Origin of the sequence: Mumia spirodelae, assembly GCF_050632745.1 — a bacterium.
Lineage (GTDB): Bacteria > Actinomycetota > Actinomycetes > Propionibacteriales > Nocardioidaceae > Mumia.
Genome location: NZ_JBODSD010000005.1, coordinates 211,862 through 227,368, shown reverse-complemented (window position 1 = coordinate 227,368; position 15,507 = coordinate 211,862). Strand labels below are relative to the sequence as shown.

The following is a 15,507-nucleotide window of genomic DNA, read 5'->3' as shown; positions in this document are numbered from 1 at the left end:
CCGGGGGCAATCGCTCACAAATGGGCGGACCCCCGCATCGCGAGTACGCTCCTGCCTTGTTGGCGGCGAGCATCGGACGATGTCATGGGCGTTACTGCGGACGTACGACGCTTCGCGCGCCCCGTGCTGCTTCTCGGCCTCTCGCTGGCGGCCGGGTGGATCATCATCGGGCTCGTCGGGGCGGTCGACTGGCAGGCGGTCGGCAGCGCGCTCGGTCGGCTGAACGTGTGGCAGCTGGCGCTGCTGGTCGCGGTCGTCGTGGTCCGCCAGATCCTGAACGCGTGGCCGCTGGCGATCTTCATCGAGGGCCTCGGACTTCCGCGGGCGGTGGTCAACGACCAGGCGTCGATCCTCATGTGCACGCTGGCGCCACCGCCCTCCGACCTGCTGATCAGGATGACGATGTTCTCCGGCTGGGGGATCGACCTGTCCCGCGGGCTGGCCGGCGTCGTCATGAACACGGTGTCGTTCTACGTCGTCCGCTGGGCCGCGCCGGTGATCGGCTTCGTGCTCGTGCTGACCGACCGGTTCGACTCGTCGTTCGCGACCGGAGCACTCGCCGGCGGGCTCGCCGCGCTCACGCTCGTGGTCGCGATCAGGATCATCGCCAGCGGCGCGGCGGCGGCGCGGTGGGTCGGCCGCTCGGCCGGTCGGGCGGCGCGCGTGGTGCGTCGCAGCGTCGACCCCGAGGCGTGGGCGCAGAGCGTGGCGACCTTCCGAGCGCACATCGCCGACAAGCTTCGGCGCGGCTTCCCGCGGTCGCTCCTCGCGCTGCTCGCGATGATGGTCTGCGACGCGACCGCGCTCGTCCTGGCGGTCCGGTTCGTCGGCGTCCCGTCCGACGTGATCCCGACGGTCGAGATCGTCGCGGCGTACTTCCTGACCTACCCGCTCACGATGCTCCCGGTCTTCGGGATCGGGGCGCTCGACGCCGCCGCGGTCGCGATCATGGTCGCCTACGCCGGCATCGCGTACGAGGCTCCGTTCGTGGCCGCGTTGATCGTGTGGCGTGCCGTCACCATCGGGACGCCGCTCACGCTCGGCGCCTTCTCCGTGCTGCTCTGGCGGCGGATCAGCCCGGTCTCCGATCCCGTCGCGCGAGCGGCCCCAGAGCCAGGATGAACCGCTCGAGCCGTACCTTCCGGTCGTTCCGCACGCTGGTGCTGCTCGCCGCCTCGTTGCTGCTGGGCTGGTTCATCATCGGTCGCGTCGGCACGGTCGACTGGGACGACGTCGGTGACGCGCTCGCGACGCTGACCGTGTGGCAGCTGGTGGTGCTCCTCGGCCTCGTGGTCGTGCGTCAGGTGCTGAGCGGCGTCCCGACGGCCCTCTTCGTCCCCGGTCTGGGCATGACGCGTGCCGTCGTCAGCGACCAGGCCGCCATGCTGATGCGCGTCGTCGCTCCGCCCCCGGCCGACACCGCGATCCGCCTCACGATGCTCTCGCGGTGGGGGGTCGAGCCGCCGGCAGCGGTCGCCGGCGTCGTCATGACGAAGGTCGCCCACAACACCGTGCGGTGGTCCGCGCCGGTGATCGGGTTCGTGCTCGTGCTGACCGACCGGTTCGACTCGTCGTTCGGTGCGGGAGCCCTCGCCGGAGGATCAGTCGCGGCCGTCATCCTCGTGGCGGTCTACCTCGTCGCGCGGGGCCGGACGACGGCGCGTCGCGTCGGGCACGCGGCGGGGCGAGGCGTCCGTACGGTCCGGCGCAGCGTGGATCCCGAGGAGTGGGAGGCCGCCGCCGCCGCGTTCCGCGAGCAGATCTCGGGACGGCTGTCCACGGGCCTGCCCCGGTCGCTGGCGGCGCTGATGGCGATGCTGGTGTGCGACGCCGCGATCCTGCTGCTGAGCGTCCGGTTCGTCGGGATCGGTGCCGATGCGCTGCCGGCCAGCGAGGCGGTCGCCGCGTACCTGCTCGTCTACCCGATGACGTTGCTCCCGATCTTCGGCATCGGGGTCCTCGACGCCTCCGCCGTCGCGATCATGGTCGCGTACGCGGGTCCGGAGCTCGAGGGGGCCCTGGTCGCGGCGCTGTTCGTGTGGCGCACGGTGACGATCGGTGCCGCGCTCGTCCTCGGCGGCGCCGCGGTGGTCGTCGGGCGGCTGATGCCGCGTGTCTGACCTGCGGCCTGCCGTACGGTTTCGGACATGATCACCGTGGGCCTGGCGCTGCACGCCGACGCGATGCTTTACGAGACGGCGATCGCCGCGGAGGTCTTCGGTGTCGACCGGTCCGACCTGTCGGCCGACGGGACCTGGTACGCGTTCGTCGTCGCGACGCCGGACGGCAATCCGGCGCCGTGGCTGGGCCGTACGACGAGCGTCGACTTCGACGCGCTGGCCGACGTCGACCTCGTCGTCGTGCCCTCGACGGACCGTCTCGACGCGGCACCGGACCCGGCGCTGCTCGACGCCCTGCGCACGGCCCATGCACGGGGAGCGCGCATCGCGTCGTTGTGCACCGGCGCCTTCGTCGTCGCCGCGGCGGGACTGCTCGACGGGCGCGAGGCAGCGACCCACTGGATGCACGTGGACGAGCTCGAGCGCCTCTACCCTGCCGTGCGCGCGCGTGCCGACGTGCTCTTCGTCGACGACGGGCAGATCCTGACCTCGGCCGGCAAGACGGCGGCGCTCGACCTCTGCCTGCACCTGGTCCGCACCGACCTCGGGAGCGCCGCGGCGAACGGGCTGGCGCGGAGGCTGGTCGTGGCGGCACAGCGTACCGGCGGGCAGGCGCAGTTCATCGCTGCGCCCGTCCGCCCGGTCGGGTCCGATCGTCTGGGGGTCGCGCTCGACTGGGCTCGGGGACGTCTCGACCAGCCGATCACCGTCGACGAGCTGGCGCGCGAGGCCGGGCTCGGCTCGCGCCAGCTGGCCCGCCGGATGAGTGCGGAGACCGGCCTGACGCCGCTGCGGTGGCTCCACCGGGAGCGCGTCCTGCGCGCTCAGGAGCTCCTCGAGCGCACGGACGCGTCGGTGGAGCAGGTCGCGAGCCGGTGCGGGTGGGGCACGGCCACGACGCTGCGCCGTCACTTCGTGCGTGCGGTGGGGGTCAGTCCGACGACGTACCGCGCGACGTACGGGACGCGTACGCAATAGCGGCGGGCTGCCCCTGATGCCCTTGCCGCGCCCGGCCGCGTCTGAGTGCTCGCCGCCGACTCTCGAGGGGCGTATATTACGTACGCAAGGCAACCGTAATCGTGCTCACGAGGCACAGGCGAGCCAGGACAGGGGATGACAGATGACAGCCAGTTCCGATGCCGTCAAGCGTCGGGCCGGGCGCAAACGCGATCCGAGGGTCGAGCCGCTCGTCCTCAACGCGACGCTCGAGGTCTATGCGCTGCACGGCTGGCGCGGGCTGACCTTCGACGCGGTGGCCCGTGCCGCAGGGATCGGCAAGCCCGCGATCTACCGGCGATGGGACAGCCGCGAGCTGCTCCTCGTCAGCGCGTTCAACCGGACCAACTTCCCCACGGCGCGCGACATGGGCAGCCTCGAGGCCGACGTCCGCGACTACCTCGCGCAGTGGCTCGACTGGTACTCAGCGCCCTTCCTTCCCCAGGCCGGGAGCAGGATCCTCGTCGACTGCACCAACAACCCCGAGCTCGACCGCCTCTACCGCGAGGTCGTGATCGGCCCGCGTGGGCGCGCCGCGCGCCAGGTGACGCGGCGTGCGATCGCCCGCGGCGAGCTGACCGGCGAGGTCTCCTCGGCGATCCTGCCGGACCTGATCCTCGGCGGCATGTTCTTCCACTGGGCGTTCTCGACCGACCGTGACGAGCCTGGATTCTCCGAGAAGTTCGAGCGCGAGTCGACCGCACTCGTGGACGTCATCCTGCGCGGTCTGCGCAGCACCACGGAGGCCTAGCCCGTGCGAACGCCGGACGTCGTCCCGGACCCGGCTCTCCCCGCGCGGGTGACCGTGTACGAGGTCGGCCCGCGCGACGGGCTCCAGAACGAGGACGTGACCCTGCCGGCGGACGTCAAGGTCGCGTTCGTCCGCCGGCTTCGAGCCGCCGGACTGCCGATCGTCGAAGCGACGAGCTTCGTGCACCCGCGCTGGGTTCCCCAGCTCGCAGACGCGGAGGAGGTGATGGGTGCCCTCGTCGACGACGCCCCCTCGCTCCCTGTGCTCGTCCCGAACCAGCGTGGCCTCGAGCGTGCGATCGCGCTCGGCGTCCGGCACGTCGCCGTGTTCGGCTCGGCGACCGAGACGTTTGCGCGGCGCAACCTCAACCGTGGGCTCGACGACCAGTTCGCCATGTTCGAGCCCGTCGTCCGTGCTGCCGTCGACGCGGGGATCGCCGTGCGCGCGTACGTGTCCATGTGCTTCGGCGATCCGTGGGAGGGGCCCGTGCCGCGCGACCAGGTGGTAGCCGTCGGGCGGCGCTTCGCCGATCTCGGCATCGATCAGCTCAGCCTCGGCGACACGATCGGGACCGGGACGCCTGGCCAGGTCGTCGCGCTGCTCGACGCGTTCAACGCCGCGGGACTGCCGGACGACATCCTCGCGATGCACTTCCACGACACCTACGGCCAGGCCCTCGCCAACGCGTACGCCGCGCTCCGGCACGGTGTGACGACGTTCGACGCGAGTGCGGGCGGGCTCGGAGGCTGCCCGTACGCCGAGAGCGCCACCGGCAACCTCGCCACAGAGGACCTCGTCTGGATGCTCCACGGTCTGGGCATCGAGACCGGCGTGGACCTGGATCTCCTCGTCGCGACGTCGCAGTGGATGGCCACGCAGCTCCGACGGCCGCCGGTCGGACGAGTGGTCGCCGCGCTGACGGGATGAGTGCCGCCGGTTTACGTCACCGCCCTACGGTGTCGCGCCGGTGACGAGCCGTCCGACCAGGTGGCGTCGCTGGATCTTTCCGGACGGCGTCCGCGGGATCTCGTCGACGAAGTAGACGTCGCGCAGACGTTTGTACGGCGCGAGGCGGTCGGCGACCCACGCGATCAGCTCCTCGGCATCGGTCTCCACGCCGTCGGCGACCACGACGGCGGCGGCCGGACGCTCTCCGCGTCGCTCGTCGGGGACCCCGAACACCGCGCAGTCGGCAACCTGGGGCGCAGAGACGAGGACGCGCTCGACCTCGACGGGCGAGACCTGAGTGCCGGACACCCGGATGATGTCCTTGACCCGGTCGGTGACGACGACCCATCCCTCGGGCTCGACGTGGCCGATGTCGCCAGTGCGGTACCAGTCGCCGTCGAGGAAGGGGGAGTCGCCTTCGGGCAGGTAACCCTTCATGCGTGCGGGACTACGCACCACGATCTCGCCGGTGCTGCCGCGTGGGAGGAACTCGTGGGTGACGACGTCGACAGTCTCGACGTCGACCTCCGACGGGGGAAGGCCGACGGAGTCGAGTCGACCGTCGGGCAAGGACGCCACAGGGTTGACGGCGATGATCGGCACCTCTGTCGTCCCGTACGCCGGGAGCCAGCTCACGCCGATCCGCGAGCTCACCTGCTCGGCGATGTCGCGGTTGACCGGGGTGGCTGACCAGTTCAGGTAGCGCAGGGAGGAGAGGTCGAACTCCTCGAGGTCAGGCATCGCGGCAAGCGCTGCCGCGATCGGGGCAACGGTCATGCCGATCGTGATGCGGTCGTCCTGGAAGCTCTCGACCATGCTCCGCGGGGTGAACTTGGGGAAGAGGCGGATCGTCGCCTCGCCGACGAACGTGGCGCCGATGTTGACGATCCCGAGGATGTGCGCGAGCGGGGTGAGGGCCTGGAGACGGTCGTCCTCAGTGATGTCCAGGGACTCGCGCCACTGGTGGGTCGCGACGACGAGGCTGCGATGGGTGTGGCGGACCGCCTTCGGCATCCCGGTCGTCCCGGAGCTGAACGGCAGGGCGAGCTCCCGGTCGCTCGGATCGAGGTCCAGGACCTCGGCCGGGAGCGCAGGCGCCGATTCAGAGAGCAGGTCGGCGATCTCGATCCAGCCCTCGAGGGTGTCGCCCGGGCCGGCCACCACCGAGAGTCCCGGGCGCTCGACCTCGTCGAAGATCGGGGCGACGGTGCGACTGGCCACCACGGCGCTGGGCCGGGTGAGCTCGAACGCGTGCCGGATCTCTGCCGCACGCCAGGCGCTCGGCAGCATGACGGCGCTGGCCCGCAGGCGGCACAGGGCGAAGAAGACGAAGACCCACTCCGGCTGGTTGCCCAGGCAGAGCGCGACCCGGTCGCCCGGGCGTACCCCGCGGGCGTGCAACGCCGCTGCGATCGCGTTCGCTGCCCCGCGGATCTCGGCGTAGGTGATCTGCCAGTCGCCGGCGAGCAGTCCGACGCGGTCCGGTGATCGCTCGGCCGTGTCGTCGAGGATGTCGGAGTAGTCGAAGGTCATGAACCCCACCGCCTGTGCTGAGATTTTTCCGCAGGCTATTACGTACGAAGTGCGGACACAATAGCCCGGAGCAATCTGTGCGCCGTTCCAGCACTTCCGTCTCAAACGGCTTGACAGTGACGTGAGCCACACCTACTTTGACACCGACGTCGAAATTAATAAGTGCGGCGGAACCATCAGGGAGAGGTCATGAGATCAATGCACGTGACACGAGTGACGGCCGTGGTGGCCTCGTTCGTGCTCGCCGCGGCTGTCGCGGGGTGCGGGGGCGGCGACGGCGGCGGCGCCGCGCAGGGAGATGCCGACGGCCCGTACAAGTGGGGGATCAACGCCGAGTTGTCCGGCCCGGTCGCCTTCTACGGGGAGTCGCTCCAGGCGGGCGTCCAGGCCTACGTCGACCAGGCGAACGCCGACGGCGGGATCGACGGCCACAAGATCGAGGTCACGTCGCTCGACAACGCCGGCGACTCGTCCCGGTCGGCGACGAACGCCACCCAGCTGGCGACCTCCGACCAGGTCAATGCGATCTTCGGGTTCGTCCTGAGCGCCAACTGCTCGGCCGCCACCCCTGTCGTGGAGCGCTACAAGGTGCCGCTCGCCTGCCTGTCGGTCGCCGAGCCGAACGACTACGTCTACAACCTCGGACCGAACAGCACCCGGATGGCCGGCGCGCTGCTCGGCGCCGCGAAGGAGGTCAGCGGGAAGGAAGACCCGAAGGCGGCGCTCGTGCACCTCAACACCCTGACCGTCCTGGCGCTCGCCGATGCCGTGAAGGAGCAGGCCGAGGGTGCAGGGGTGGACCTCGTGACCTCTCAGGAGCTCGACCTCGCTGCGACGGACGTCTCCCCGCAGGTCGCGAAGGTGGTGGCCGCCAAGCCGGACGTCATCATCGTGAGCAATTTCGGCCCCGGGTTCCTCGCGGTGCTCAAGGCGGTCCGCTCAGCCGGGCTCGACGTCCCGGTCGTCTGGGCCGACGGCACCGGCAACCTGACCTCGCTGGAGGAGTCGACCGACGAGAACGTCTACGCGATGACAGCGTACGAGCTCGTCGACCCGGACAACGCGACCGGCGCAGCCGCCGACTACATCGAGGCGATCTCGCCGTCGCTCGACACGGTCGACGCGGTGACGCTCAATGCCGGCTACACGGCGATGGCCTACATCACGGCGAACGCCTTCGGGCAGGCGCTCGGCTCGTGCGGCTACCCGTGTGGGGGTGAGGACCTCGCGGAGGTCCTGAGCACGGAGGACTTCGACCTCGAGGGGCTGGTTTCGGGGTTCTCGTACAAGGACGGGCACTATCCGTTCCCGGACTGGTACCTCTACAAGGTCGTCGGTCCGAAGTACGAGAAGGTCAGCACCTTCGACGCCGACTGATCTGCGCCCACGCGAGCCGGGTGCGTCCGAGCTTCCGTCGGGCGTGCCCGGCTCGTCGGGCTGCCGGCGAGCGTGCGTAGGATCGAGCCTATTGCGGACGGCCAGCGTACGTAATAGTCTGCGGGCGAGGCCTTCGTCACGGCCTCGCCCCATGAGCCAGGAGGGACCTTGACGACACAGGCCGTGTCCACCGCCGCCGCGGAGGGAGGTCTCGAGGAGTTCCGGGAGCAGGTCCGCTCCTTCCTCGCGGAGGCCCTTCCCGAGGACTTCCGCGGCGTGGCGGCGCTCGAACCGACGGCGCGCGAACGTTTCCTCGGCCCCTGGCGCGAGGCTCTCGTCCGCACCGGCTACCTCGCCCCCGAGTGGCCGGTCGAGTACGGCGGTGCAGGGCTGTCCGAGGCGAAGCGGATCGTCCTCGACGAGGAGCTCGCCCGCGTGGGCGCTCCGCTCTGGCCCCTGCCGACCGACCCGATCGGGATGGCGCTCCTCGGACCGATCGTGCTCCTGTGGGGCACACCCGAGCAGAAGCGGGAGCTGCTGCCGAGGCTCGTCGCGGGCGAGCACCGATGGGCCCAGGGATTCTCGGAGCCCGAGGCGGGCAGCGACCTGTTCAACCTGCGGACGCGGGCGGTCCGCGACGGCGACGACTGGGTGGTCGACGGTCACAAGGTCTGGCAGACCCAGGGACACCACGCGAACTGGATCTTCCTGCTCGCGCGCACCGACCAGGAAGCCCGCAACCGCGACGCGCTCTCGTTCCTCCTCGTCCCGCTCGACCAGCCCGGTGTCGTGGTCAGCCCCCTCCGCACGATGACCGGCGAGACCGAGTTCGCGGAGGTGCGATTCGACGGTGCGCGGACGGCTGCCGCCAACGTCGTCGGGGCGCCCGGTCGGGGGGCGCAGGTCGCGCTGAGCCTGCTCGGTCTGGAGAGGTCGTCGCTCGGCGTCGCACACCTGCACTACCGCGCCGAGCTCGAGCGGCTCGTCGAGCTCGCGCGGACGCAGGGCCTCAACGCCGATCTGGGGATCCGGCGCCGCCTGGCCGAGTGCCGGATCAAGATCGAGATGATGCGCATGATGTCGCTGCAAGCCCGGGAGCAGGCGGCGGCAGGTGCGGCGCCCGGGCCGGAGTCCTCGGTGTTCAAGCTGTTCGAGACGACCTTCGACCTGCAGCTGACGAACCTCGCGATGGACCTCCTGGGGATGGCGGGAACCGTCACGACCGGGCCTGCCTCGGCCACCGTTCTCGGCCCCGACCCGGTGGGCACCCCGAACTCGTCAGCGGCGTGGCAGGCGGCGTACCTGCGTTCGCGAGCGGCCGTGATCTACGGCGGATCGAGCCAGATCCAACGCAGCACGCTCGGCGAGCAGGTCCTCGGCCTGCCACGCGAGCCGCGTCCGGGCGGAGTCCGTGCATGAGCAGGATGGCAGACCTTGCGCAGGTCGAGGACCAGGACCACCGCGACTTCCGGCGCAGCCTGCGGGCCTACCTCGAGCAGCGGCTTCCGGTGAGCCGCGTCCGTGAGCTGGTGGTGGACGGGGAGGACGTGGGCGACGCGACGCAGCGTCGGGCCTTGTGGAGACACCTGTGCGGCGAGCTCGGCGTCGCCGGGTTGTGCGTTCCCGAGCAGTACGGCGGTCAGGGTGCACCTTCGACGTACGAGGCGGTCGTGATGGAGGAGCTCGGGCGTTCGCTCGCTCCGCTGCCGATGATCTCGACGGCTGTCCTCACGGTGGCCGCCCTCCTGGCGGCCGACGACGAGGACGCGTGCCGCCGGTGGCTGCCGCCGATCGCGCGCGGCGACCTCGTCGCGACGGTCGCGGCTGCGGAGCGCCCGCACGACTGGGACCTCCAGGCGATCGAGACGACGGCCGTGTGGAACGGGGCGCAGTGGCGGATCACGGGGACGAAGCCGTGGGTGGTCGACGGTGACTGCGCCGACGTCGTGCTCGTCCTGGCCGGCACCGAGGATGGCCCGGGACTGCTCGCCGTGGACCTGACGGACGAGACGGTACGACGCGAGGCCGGTGCGACCCTCGATCCCACGCGCCCGGTGGCGGTCCTGCGGTTCGTGGACGCTCCTGCGGAGCTCGTGGGCGCGCTCGGTCGCGGGCGGGACATCCTGGACGCGTCGTTCCGGCGGGCAGCCGTGGCGCTCGGCGCAGAGCAGCTCGGTGTCGCCGCGCGTGCACTCGAGATGGCCGTCGACCACGCCACCCAGCGGGTGCAGTTCGGGCGGCCGATCGGGTCGTTCCAGGCGATCAAGCACCTCCTGGCCGACCGATACGTGGAGATCGAGGGGCTCCGGGCCTCGGTGCGTCATGCGGCGCGTGCTCTGGACGACGACCCCGAGCAGGTTCCGCTGCTCGCGCACCTCTGCCAGGCAGTCGGGTCGGAGGCGGCACTCGAGGCGGCGGGTGCCACCATCCAGGTGCACGGCGGCATCGGCTTCACGTGGGACCACGACGCGCACCTCTACTTCAAGCGGGCGACGGTGAGTCGCCAGTGGTTCGGGACTCCCGAGCACCACCGAGACAAGGTCGCCGCGCTGATGCTGGGTGCGACCGCGTGACACAGGAGGAACCCATGGAACCCGTCGACATCGGCTTCCGCCCGACGATCGGAGACGCCGTCCGGCGCGCTGCCGACGAGTTCGGGGGACGTGACTACGTCGTGACCCTCGAGGACCGGCTGACCTACGCCGACGCGGAGGCCGCGTCGGCGAGTCTGGCCCGCCGGATGCTGGCCCGCGGCGTCGGCAAAGGAACCCGGGTAGGGCTGTTCTACCCCAACGGGACCGACTGGGTCGTCGCGTGGCTGGCGGCATCGCGGATCGGTGCCGTCGTCCTTCCGCTCAGCACGTTGTACGCCCCTGGTGAGCTCAGGAAGGTGCTGCGTCTCGGCGACGTCGACGTCTTGCTGGCGCCCGCGACCGTCCTCAAGGTCGACGTACCGGCCTTCCTCGAGGAGGCTCTGCCCGGGCTCGCCGCACACGCCGGGCCGGAGCTGGGCCTCGTGGATGCGCCGTACCTGCGACGCGTCTGGCTCGACGGCACCGATGACGTCCCAGCATGGGCGGTGCCGTTCGGGCTCCGCGATGAGACGAACGATTCAGACGTCGGCCCGGAGATCCTCGCCGCGGTCGAGGCGGAGGTGACGCCGGCGGACCCGGCGATCATCATCCACACGTCCGGGACGACCGCCGACCCGAAGGGCGTGGTCCACTCCCACGCGGTGCTGATGCGGCAGTCGGCGATCATCGCGCCGATCATGCGGGAGGTGGCGCCGGACGGACTGGAGCCCAAGTACTTCTGCGCCATGCCGTTCTTCTGGATCGGCGGGATCCTGGGCGTGACGGGCACGCTCCACGCCCCGGTCGCGCTGCTCGTGATGGCGCGACTCGAGCCCGGCGGCGCCCTCGAGCTGATCGAGCGGGAACGAGGGACCTCGGTCGCCGGGTGGCCGACGTTCACGCAGCGGATGCGGCTGCATCCCGACTTCGCGAGGCGCGACCTGTCCAGCGCTCCGACCCTGCTCGAGGGGCCCGCTGACCTCGCGCTCATGGGCGCGCCGGACACCGTGCCCCGCCATCGCAGCATGACCGAGACGGGGGGCAGCTTCCTGACGACCGACATCCTCGTCGTGGACGAGGACGGCAAGGAGGTGCCGATCGGCGAGGAGGGCGAGCTGCTGGTCCGCGGGCCGGGCTTCATGCTCGGCTACAACAAGCGCGAGGACTGGGAGGTCGTCGACGTCGACGGATGGTTGCACACCGGAGACCGGGTGTTCCTGCGCGAGGACGATCCCGCCGTCTACTTCGCCGGGCGGTTCACCGAGCTGATCAAGACCTCGGGCGCCAACGTCTCCCCGAAAGAGGTGGAGGCCGTCATCGACGAGCACCCCGATGTGCGGCACTGCTTCGTGGTCGGGGTGGGCGACGGAGAGCTGGGACAAGAGGTGGTGGCGGCCGTGGTCCCGCAGGACCCCGAGACGTTCGATCCCGAGAAGGTCGCGGCCCACCTCCGCACGGAGCTGTCGCCGTACAAGATCCCCAAGCGCTGGATCGTCGTCGACGACGTTCCGTTGCTGCCGACCACCAAGCCGGACAAGCGTGAGCTGCTGCGGCGGATCGAGGCCGGCGAGATCGGCTGATCGCGACCGGCGCCGTACCCAGCGCCGGATATTTCGTACGAAGTGCGTCTCAGGAGACTTCTGAGGCGCACTTCGTATGTGCGCGCTCGATTGCTATTCAGGGAGCGTAGACAGCAACGCTATTGCGTCCCGTGATCGTACGTATTAGGCTCCTCACATCCGTGGCCCCGTGCCTCAAGCCGACCTGCAGGGTGTGCGCAGATGACAACTCACCGAGGGCCGACCACCCTGACGACGGAGGGGCTGACCTTCCGCGTGGGAGGTGCCAGGATCGTCGAGGACGTCTCGCTGACGGTCCCGGCGGGCCAGTTCCTGGGCATCATCGGGCCGAACGGCGCGGGCAAGACGACCCTGCTCAACCTGCTCAGCGGGACGGTCCGCAGCACCGGCGGCCGCATCCTGCTCGGCGACACCGACATCACCCGGCTCTCTCCGCACCGGCGCGCACGGCTGGGCTTGTCGAGGACCTTTCAGACGTCGTACCTGCTGCTCGGGCTCAGCGCGCTGGAGAACGTCCGTCTGATGGCCCAGGCCCGTAGGGTCAAGGGCGCTGGCCTCCTCCGCGTCCTCACAGCGAAGGACCCGACGCTCGCCGAGGCGCGCGACGCGCTCGAACGGGTCGGGCTCGCCGCAGCCGCGGACCGTCCGGCCGGGGCGCTCTCGCACGGCGACCGCCGCAAGCTCGAGCTGGCGATCGTCGTCGCCGCGCGTGCGCCGTTCGTCCTCCTCGACGAGCCGATGGCAGGCGTGAACACCGAGGACGTCGACGCGCTCACCGAGCTGATCCGCGCGCTGCACCGCGAGACGGGCGCGACGTTCCTGATGGTCGAGCACCATCTCGAGGTCGTGCTCGGACTGGCCCAGCGCGTCGCCGTCATGCACAAGGGCGAGCTGCTGGCCGTCGACGAGCCCGGAGTCGTCACGTCCGACGAACGGGTCCAGACCGCATACGTGGGAGAGCTGCTGTGACCGACCCCGCGCAGGCCGAGTCCCTGCTCGAGCTCCGCGACGTCCACGCGTCGATCGGCGTCTCGCACATCCTGCAGGGGGTCACCCTCGACGTCCCCGCCGGCGACGTCACCGTCATCATCGGCCGCAACGGCGTGGGCAAGACGACGACGCTGCGGGCGGTGCTCGGCCTCGTCGACAGGACCGGCGCGATCCGGTACGCCGGTGAGCGCGTCGACGGGCTCGAGACGTCGCGCATCGCGAGGCGGGGTATCGCGTACGTGCCCGAGGACCGAGACGTGTTCGCCGACCTCACGGTGGCGGAGAACCTCGCGCTCGCCGAGCGCAAGGGGAGCGCGCACCACTACGACCTCGTCTTCGACCTCTTTCCCGAGCTGCGGACCCGCTCGCGGCAGCTCGCGGGAACCCTCTCCGGAGGGCAGCAGCAGATGGTGTCTCTGGCCCGGGGACTGCTCAACGACAACCCGCTCATGCTGATCGACGAGCCGACGAAGGGTTTGGCGCCGAAGGTCGTCGCCGAGGTCGTGGCCGTTCTCGAGCAGGTCAAGGGCAGATCGACCGTGCTGATGGTCGAGCAGAACATCGCCGCGGCGCGCCGCCTCGCCGACCACGTCGTGATCATGGCCGAGGGGCGCGTGGTGGCGCAGCACGCGCCCGACGTCCTCGAGGACGACGCGACCGTCCGCGCGGCGCTCGGCGTCGGCATCTCCGCCGCAGGCGGTCGCTGATGGAGACCTTGCTCGTCCTTGCGTTCACCGGCCTGAGCGTCGGGTCCCTCTACTTCCTGCTTGCCTCGGGACTCAGCCTCGTCTTCGGGCTCATGCAGGTGCTCAGCCTCGCCCACGGCGCGTTCCTGACGGTCTGCGCGTACGCGAGCTGGTTGGTGATGGAGCGAGCAGCGGGGGAGGACCCGTCGCTCGGGCGCCTCCTCGTCGCGACGGTCGTCGCCACCCTCGCCGGCGGTCTCCTCGCCCTCGTCACGGAGCTGGCGCTCCTCCGTCCGCTCTACACCCGCGACCACTTCGACGCCGTGCTCGTCACGCTCGGCCTCGGGTTCGTGCTCACGGCGCTGCTCGGCGGGATCTGGGGGCACCAGGAGCGCATCTTCCCGCTCCCGGAGGCACTGACCTCGACAACCGAGGTCCTCGGCGCGAACATCACGAACGACCGGTTCCTCATCGTCGCCGTGGCGGCGCTGGTCTTCGCCGCCGTCATGCTCTTCCTGCGACGCACGCGGCACGGCTTGATCGTCCGCGCGGGTGTCGACAACCGCAACATGGTGCGGGCGCTGGGCATCGACGTGCGGCACTCCTTCACGCTCGTCTTCGTCATCGGCGGCCTCCTGGCCGGCGTCGGTGGAGCCCTGAGCGGGGTCTACCTGCGGGCGATCACGCCGGCCACCGGGGAATCGTTCCTCCTGTTCGCGTTCATCGTCCTCATCATCGGCGGCCTCGGGTCCGTCCCAGGCGCGTACGTGGCAGCCCTCGGGATCGGGCTGATCCAGCAGTACGCCAACTACTACGTCAGCGGTGGCGCGGGCGACCTGCTGGCCGTGCTCCTCATGGCACTGACGGTGCTGATCCGCCCGCAAGGGCTGTTCGGACGAGAGGGGCGTGCGGTATGAGCGCGAGGCGGATCCTCCCCTGGGTCGTCGTCGCCCTCCTGGTCGTCGCGCTCGCGTGCGTCCCCTTCGTCAGCGCGACCACCGGCGGGTTCCTGCCGTACGAGCTGAACAGCCCGGGAAGCCTCCAGGTGCTGGCGCTGGTCCTCGTCACTGCCGCGCTCGCGGTGTCGTTCGACCTGGTGTTCGGCTACACCGGCCTCATCTCTTTCGGGCACGCGCTCTTCTTCACCCTCGGCGGCTACGGCTTCGTGATGGCGCTCGTCCACACCGACCTCGGGTTCGGTGCGGCGGTCGTGGTCGGGCTGGCAGCGGCGACCGTCGGGGGACTCCTGGTGAACTCGGTAGCACTGCGGGTCGCAGGGCTGTCCTTCGCGATGGTCACGCTGGCGTTCGCCGAACTCGTGAGCATCGGGATCGGCAGGAACTACTGGGGCACGGGAGGTGAGGAGGGCCTGACGCTCCCGTACCAGAAGATGCCCGAGCAGCTCATCGGCATCGTCAACACCCGCAACATCTACTGGCTGGCGCTGGCCACCCTCGTGATCGTGGTCGCGGTGGCGGTCTGGGCGACGTCCACGCGCCTCGGCCGGATGTGGCAGGCGATCCGTGAGAACGACCTGCGAGTCAACGTCATGGGCATCAACACCTACGCGTACAAGCTCGTCAGCACCGGGCTCAGCGCGTTCCTCGCCGGCGCCTGCGGCGTCGCGTACGTGATCGTCCTTGGCGGTGCGGTGCCCCACATGACCGGTCTGATGTTCTCGCTCAGCCTCATCGTGATGGTGGTGATCGGCGGACGTGGCCGGGTGTGGGGAGCGGTGCTCGGTGCCACGATCTATGTCTTCCTCGAGCAGCGCCTGCCGGTCCTTGCCGCGTCCGAGGGTGTCGCGGGTCTGCCGGAGGCGGTGCGGATCCCGCTCTCCGAGCCGCAGCTGCTCCTCGGGGTCGCGTTCATCGCCCTCATCTTCTTCTTGCCCGGCGGGATCGCCGGGATGTTCGCCAAGCTCCGGAACCGGGCCGAGTCCCGATGAACCAG

14 protein-coding genes are annotated in these 15,507 nt (G+C 70.5%); 13 read left to right on the top strand and 1 reads right to left on the bottom strand.

Annotation, left to right across the window (positions count from 1 at the left end):
• Window positions 1-84: 84 nt before the first annotated feature.
• The 5 genes from ACQSSQ_RS21185 (at window position 85) to ACQSSQ_RS21165 (ending at window position 4,794) form a co-directional block, all read left to right on the top strand.
• Window positions 85-1,122, top strand: coding sequence for a lysylphosphatidylglycerol synthase domain-containing protein (locus ACQSSQ_RS21185; RefSeq protein ID WP_431329123.1), 1,038 nt, complete (start codon window positions 85-87; stop codon window positions 1,120-1,122).
• Window positions 1,119-2,120 (top strand): lysylphosphatidylglycerol synthase domain-containing protein, encoded by a 1,002-nt coding sequence (locus ACQSSQ_RS21180; protein WP_431329122.1) that lies wholly within the window; start codon window positions 1,119-1,121, stop codon window positions 2,118-2,120. The genes ACQSSQ_RS21185 and ACQSSQ_RS21180 overlap by 4 nt, the downstream gene beginning before the upstream one ends.
• Before the next feature lie 27 nt (window positions 2,121-2,147).
• Window positions 2,148-3,098, top strand: a complete 951-nt coding sequence (locus ACQSSQ_RS21175; RefSeq protein WP_431329121.1) for a helix-turn-helix domain-containing protein — start codon at window positions 2,148-2,150, stop codon at window positions 3,096-3,098.
• 142 nt (window positions 3,099-3,240) lie between these two features.
• Entirely contained in the window at window positions 3,241-3,867 is a 627-nt protein-coding gene (locus ACQSSQ_RS21170) for a TetR/AcrR family transcriptional regulator (protein ID WP_431329120.1), read from the top strand.
• A 3-nt stretch (window positions 3,868-3,870) separates the two neighbouring features.
• Window positions 3,871-4,794: a hydroxymethylglutaryl-CoA lyase gene (locus ACQSSQ_RS21165; protein WP_431329119.1), complete on the top strand. Its 924-nt coding sequence runs from the start codon at window positions 3,871-3,873 to the stop codon at window positions 4,792-4,794.
• Between the two features lie 24 nt (window positions 4,795-4,818).
• Here ACQSSQ_RS21165 and ACQSSQ_RS21160 read toward each other — a convergent pair whose 3' ends face one another.
• Window positions 4,819-6,348 carry a class I adenylate-forming enzyme family protein gene (locus ACQSSQ_RS21160; protein WP_431329118.1) on the bottom strand — a complete coding sequence of 510 codons (1,530 nt, stop codon included), beginning with the start codon at window positions 6,346-6,348 and terminating at the stop codon, window positions 4,819-4,821.
• 204 nt (window positions 6,349-6,552) lie between these two features.
• Here ACQSSQ_RS21160 and ACQSSQ_RS21155 point away from each other — a divergent pair, with 204 nt between their 5' ends.
• The 8 genes from ACQSSQ_RS21155 (at window position 6,553) to ACQSSQ_RS21120 (ending at window position 15,502) form a co-directional block, all read left to right on the top strand.
• The gene (locus tag ACQSSQ_RS21155; protein WP_431329117.1) at window positions 6,553-7,725 is read left to right on the top strand and encodes an ABC transporter substrate-binding protein; all 1,173 of its coding nucleotides are present in this window, start codon (window positions 6,553-6,555) and stop codon (window positions 7,723-7,725) included.
• A 168-nt stretch (window positions 7,726-7,893) separates the two neighbouring features.
• Window positions 7,894-9,144, top strand: coding sequence for an acyl-CoA dehydrogenase family protein (locus ACQSSQ_RS21150; RefSeq protein WP_431329116.1), 1,251 nt, complete (start codon window positions 7,894-7,896; stop codon window positions 9,142-9,144).
• A complete protein-coding gene (locus ACQSSQ_RS21145; protein WP_431329115.1) occupies window positions 9,141-10,298 on the top strand; it encodes an acyl-CoA dehydrogenase family protein in 1,158 nt (385 codons plus the stop codon). Before ACQSSQ_RS21150 ends, ACQSSQ_RS21145 begins: the two co-directional genes overlap by 4 nt.
• Before the next feature lie 14 nt (window positions 10,299-10,312).
• Window positions 10,313-11,878 carry a class I adenylate-forming enzyme family protein gene (locus tag ACQSSQ_RS21140; RefSeq protein ID WP_431329114.1) on the top strand — a complete coding sequence of 522 codons (1,566 nt, stop codon included), beginning with the start codon at window positions 10,313-10,315 and terminating at the stop codon, window positions 11,876-11,878.
• Between the two features lie 201 nt (window positions 11,879-12,079).
• Window positions 12,080-12,847 (top strand): ABC transporter ATP-binding protein, encoded by a 768-nt coding sequence (locus tag ACQSSQ_RS21135; RefSeq protein ID WP_431329113.1) that lies wholly within the window; start codon window positions 12,080-12,082, stop codon window positions 12,845-12,847.
• On the top strand, window positions 12,844-13,575 hold the full coding sequence (locus ACQSSQ_RS21130) for an ABC transporter ATP-binding protein (RefSeq protein ID WP_431329112.1): 732 nt from the start codon (window positions 12,844-12,846) through the stop codon (window positions 13,573-13,575). The genes ACQSSQ_RS21135 and ACQSSQ_RS21130 overlap by 4 nt, the downstream gene beginning before the upstream one ends.
• Window positions 13,575-14,471, top strand: a complete 897-nt coding sequence (locus ACQSSQ_RS21125; RefSeq protein WP_431329111.1) for a branched-chain amino acid ABC transporter permease — start codon at window positions 13,575-13,577, stop codon at window positions 14,469-14,471. The genes ACQSSQ_RS21130 and ACQSSQ_RS21125 overlap by 1 nt, the downstream gene beginning before the upstream one ends.
• Window positions 14,468-15,502 (top strand): branched-chain amino acid ABC transporter permease, encoded by a 1,035-nt coding sequence (locus tag ACQSSQ_RS21120; RefSeq protein ID WP_431329110.1) that lies wholly within the window; start codon window positions 14,468-14,470, stop codon window positions 15,500-15,502. The genes ACQSSQ_RS21125 and ACQSSQ_RS21120 overlap by 4 nt, the downstream gene beginning before the upstream one ends.
• Window positions 15,503-15,507 lie beyond the last annotated feature (5 nt).

Excerpts from the sequence above, each read along its gene's own strand:
- ACQSSQ_RS21135 (WP_431329113.1), top strand. The coding sequence starts at position 12,080 with ATGACAACTCACCGAGGGCCGACCACCCTGACGACGGAGGGGCTGACC.
- ACQSSQ_RS21160 (WP_431329118.1), bottom strand. The coding sequence starts at position 6,348 with ATGACCTTCGACTACTCCGACATCCTCGACGACACGGCCGAGCGATCA.
- ACQSSQ_RS21185 (WP_431329123.1), top strand. The coding sequence starts at position 85 with ATGGGCGTTACTGCGGACGTACGACGCTTCGCGCGCCCCGTGCTGCTT.
- ACQSSQ_RS21180 (WP_431329122.1), top strand. The coding sequence starts at position 1,119 with ATGAACCGCTCGAGCCGTACCTTCCGGTCGTTCCGCACGCTGGTGCTG.
- ACQSSQ_RS21140 (WP_431329114.1), top strand. The coding sequence starts at position 10,313 with ATGGAACCCGTCGACATCGGCTTCCGCCCGACGATCGGAGACGCCGTC.
- ACQSSQ_RS21175 (WP_431329121.1), top strand. The coding sequence starts at position 2,148 with ATGATCACCGTGGGCCTGGCGCTGCACGCCGACGCGATGCTTTACGAG.
- ACQSSQ_RS21170 (WP_431329120.1), top strand. The coding sequence starts at position 3,241 with ATGACAGCCAGTTCCGATGCCGTCAAGCGTCGGGCCGGGCGCAAACGC.
- ACQSSQ_RS21120 (WP_431329110.1), top strand. The coding sequence starts at position 14,468 with ATGAGCGCGAGGCGGATCCTCCCCTGGGTCGTCGTCGCCCTCCTGGTC.
- ACQSSQ_RS21145 (WP_431329115.1), top strand. The coding sequence starts at position 9,141 with ATGAGCAGGATGGCAGACCTTGCGCAGGTCGAGGACCAGGACCACCGC.
- ACQSSQ_RS21125 (WP_431329111.1), top strand. The coding sequence starts at position 13,575 with ATGGAGACCTTGCTCGTCCTTGCGTTCACCGGCCTGAGCGTCGGGTCC.